Origin of the sequence: Geodermatophilus chilensis, assembly GCF_002802985.1 — a bacterium.
Lineage (GTDB): Bacteria > Actinomycetota > Actinomycetes > Mycobacteriales > Geodermatophilaceae > Geodermatophilus > Geodermatophilus chilensis.
This window is the reverse complement of the sequence record NZ_NVPT01000280.1, coordinates 1-3,574: the sequence shown is the minus strand read 5'-3', so window position 1 is coordinate 3,574 and position 3,574 is coordinate 1. Positions and strand designations below refer to the sequence as shown.

Here is a 3,574-nt window from a genome sequence, read left to right as displayed (position 1 = left end):
CTCCGCGGCCGAGGCCACCACCCCGGACTGCGCCGAGGTCTCCTCCGCCGACGCCGAGATCTGCGCCGAGGACGCCGACAGCTCCTCCGAGCTCGCCGCGACCGCGTCCGCCGACGCCACCACCGACGACAGCACCTCCCGGAGCGTCACCTGGGCGGCCCCCAGGGAGGCCGCCATCCGCCCCAGCTCGTCACCGGAGCGCACCTCGGACACCACCGTCAGGTCACCGGCGGCGAGGGCGTCGACCGACTCCTGCACCGACCGGACCGTGCGCACGATCTGCCGGACCACCCAGAGACCCAGCAGGCCCGCCGCGACGATGCCCGCCGCGAGGGCGGTCCAGAGGATGACGGCCGACTGGTCGGCCAGCTCGCGGGCCGCCTCGGCGTCCTCGTGCGCGTCCTCGCCCTGGCGCGCCTGCTCGGCGCCGAAGGAGTCCGACAGGCCACGGCCGGCCTCCGCGAGCGGGCCCTCGGCGACGAGCAGGGCGGCGCCGTCGTCCCCGGCGGTGACGGCCGGGTAGAGCCGGCCGTCCACCACCGCGTAGTAGGTGTCGATGGCGTCGAGGACCGGCTGGAGGTCCGCGGGGTCGTGCAGCGTGTCGACGTAGACGTCGATCTCGGCCTCGAACTGCGCCCGCCGCTGCTGCAGGTCGGCGCTCAGCTCCTGCCGTGTCGCCGCGTCGGCAGCGGCGTAGAGGTTGTTGCGGGCCCGGATCCCCTGGAAGGTGCGCTGCGCCTCGCCGAGCCGCTCCAGGGGCACGATGCTGTCGGTGTTCAGCCTGTCCGCGGCTGTGGCGAGCGTGTTGATCCGGGCGACACCGAGCCCGGTGAGGCCGATGGCGACGATCGCCAGCACGCCCAGCGCTGCGCCGATCTTCAGACCGACGGGACGATCGGCGAACCACCCGCCGGACGTCGGCATGGGGCTCTGGGACATGGCACGGCTCCTCGTACGGGCGTGGGGCGGTGGGCACCTCTACAGAGGCGGCGCACGGCGGTTTCATGTGCGGATCGTCCGGTCGACGGAATCCGGGCGAACCGCCCGCCGTCGCGCCACAAGGTAGTGCGCGACCCACCTCCCGACGCCATTTCCCTGATCGTGTCCCGCACGATCTCCGACAGATCCGAGAAGGAGCGGTGACCATTCTCTGGCGCATTGACGAGTCGACTCGATCCGCGCCCGGTCGGATGTCCGGGTGACCGTCCGGGGCGCGTGCGAGGGGTCGACCACCAGGGGATCCGGCCGGCACCCGGTCCATCGGCAGCCGCCGGCGGCCGACCGGCGGTCGTGACACGGGTCGTCCACCGGGGCGGCTGTGACGGTGGTGGCGGCCGGGCGCGTCCGCGACCGGGCGCGGGGTCGACCGGTTCCCGTCCCGGGTGTCGACTCGCCGTCCGGATACGGGTCCCGCCGGTTCGCGGCACCGCCCCCGGAACGGCGACGAGGCGGCGGCCGGGGGATCCCCGACCGCCGCCCCGGGAACGGCGGTGTGGTGCGTCAGTAGGTGAAGCGGTCCACCGACGAACGCAGCCCGGCGGCCAGTCGCGACAGCTCGTCGACGGCGGTGCGGGTCTGGGTGAGCGCCTGGGTGGTGGCCTCGGCGGCCGAAGACACGCCCGTGATGTTCTCGGCGATCTGCCCGGAACCGCCGGCGGCCTCGGCCACCGAGCGGGACATCTCGGTGGTGGTCGCGGTCTGCTCCTCCACCGCCGAGGCGATGGTGGTCTGCCGGTCGGAGATCTGCGCGACGATCGAGCTGATCTCCCCGATCGCGGCCACCGCTGCCGTGGTGTCGCCCTGGATGGCCTGCACCCGCCGGGCGATGTCCTCGGTCGCCTTCGCCGTCTCCTGGGCCAGCTCCTTGACCTCGTTGGCCACCACGGCGAAGCCCTTGCCCGCCTCCCCGGCACGGGCGGCCTCGATGGTCGCGTTCAGGGCCAGCAGGTTGGTCTGCTCCGCGATCGAGGTGATCACCTTGACGACGTTGCCGATCTCCGCCGAGGACTCACCCAGCTTCGCCACCGTCGCCGTCGTCGTCTCCGCCGCCGCGACCGCGCGCACCGCGACGTCCGAGGCCTCCGCGGCGTTCGTGGCGATCTCCCGGATGGAGGCACCCATCTGCTCCGCGCCCGCCGCGACGGTCTGCACGTTGCGGCTGACCTCCTCCGCGGCACCGGCCACGACACCGGACTGCGCCGAGGTCTCCTCCGCCGACGCCGAGATCTGCGCCGACGACGCGGACAGCTCCTCCGAGGAGGCAGCCACGGCGTCGGCCGAGGTGACGACCGTGGACAGCACGTCGCGGAGGTTGGCCACCGCGCCGTCCAGCGCGGCACCCATGCGGCCCAGCTCGTCACGCGACTCGAGACCCGCGCTGCGGGTGAGGTCGCCCTCGGCCAGGCCCTCGGCGACCGCCTGTACCCGGCGCACGTCGCGCGCCATCCCCCGCGCCACGAACAGCCCGATCCCGAAGGCGAGCAGGGCGCCCGCCGCGACGACGACGATCGAGACGACCAGCTGGCGGTCGGCGGCATCGCGGGCGGCCGCAGCGGCGTCGGAGGCGGCCGTGCCCTCACCGTCCAGGAGGCCCTGCGTGTCGGTGTTCAGCGCCTCGCCGATGGGCCGCAGCACGCTCTCGTTGAAGGCGAGCCAGCCGGCGTCGTCCCCGGCGAGGACGAGCGGCCGCACCGTGGTGTCCACGTGCTGCAGGTACTCGGCGAAGCCGGCCTCGACCCGGTCGAGCACGACCAGTTTCTCCGCCGAGGGGGCGCCGGCCCGGTACTCGGTGAGGGCCTCCTCGAAGCGGTCGGCGAACGCGGGGATGGTGTCGAGCGCCTTCTGCGCGCCGGCGGGATCCGCGGCGAGCGCGGCGTCACGGCTGGCCAGCCGCACGTTGGCCATGGCGTTGCGCAGTGCGGCGGCGTTCGAGACGCCGTGGACGTTGTACTCGTACATCCGCTCGGTGCGGTCGGCCGCGGCCAGCAGTGACTGCACGCCCAGGGCACCGATGAGGACCGCCACGAGGGTCGCGACGCCGATGGCGGTCAGGACCTTGGTGGCCACCGAACGGTCACCCCAGCGCCGGGCCGGGGAGCGGCGGTCACCTGCGGCGGGGGTCGGGCCGGGGCGCGGTGCCGGCGACGGGGTGGTGCGGGCAGGGCTCATCGTGTGCTGCTCCAGAGAGGTGGTGCCGGGGGAGGAGTGCGGCGCGGGGCCGCCGGGAGGACCGGTCCGCGGGTGCGGGACCGCCGTTCTCCGCACCGATCGAAGCCGAAACCGGATCGGTGACGGCCGAAAACGCGGCCGTGTCGGGGAAGCGCGCCGAGAAAGTGCGGTGACCGTCCCGGCGATGTCGACATGGCGTCCCGGGGGACAGATGACAGAAGGGCGCCGGAATGGTTCGACAGCCATTCCGGCGCCCTTCCGGGTACGCCGCGAGGAACGGTCAGTAGGTGAAGCGCGCGACGCCGGTGCGCAGGTCGGCGGCCATGCGGGAGAGCTCGTCGACCGCGGTGCGGGTCTGGGTGAGCGCCTGCGTGGTCGAGTCCGCGGCAGCCGAGACACCGGTGAT

General features: G+C 73.9%; 2 protein-coding genes and 1 pseudogene. All 3 read right to left on the bottom strand.

Going from position 1 to position 3,574, the window contains the following annotated elements; all coding sequences use genetic code 11:
* Window positions 1-939: HAMP domain-containing protein (locus CNO22_RS26200; RefSeq protein ID WP_157937143.1), on the bottom strand; the 939-nt coding region annotated here is incomplete at its 3' end.
* Between the two features lie 561 nt (window positions 940-1,500).
* Window positions 1,501-3,066, bottom strand: a complete 1,566-nt coding sequence (locus CNO22_RS26195; RefSeq protein ID WP_232807373.1) for a methyl-accepting chemotaxis protein — start codon at window positions 3,064-3,066, stop codon at window positions 1,501-1,503.
* A 382-nt stretch (window positions 3,067-3,448) separates the two neighbouring features.
* A pseudogene (locus CNO22_RS30315) lies at window positions 3,449-3,574 on the bottom strand (methyl-accepting chemotaxis protein); the annotation flags it as partial.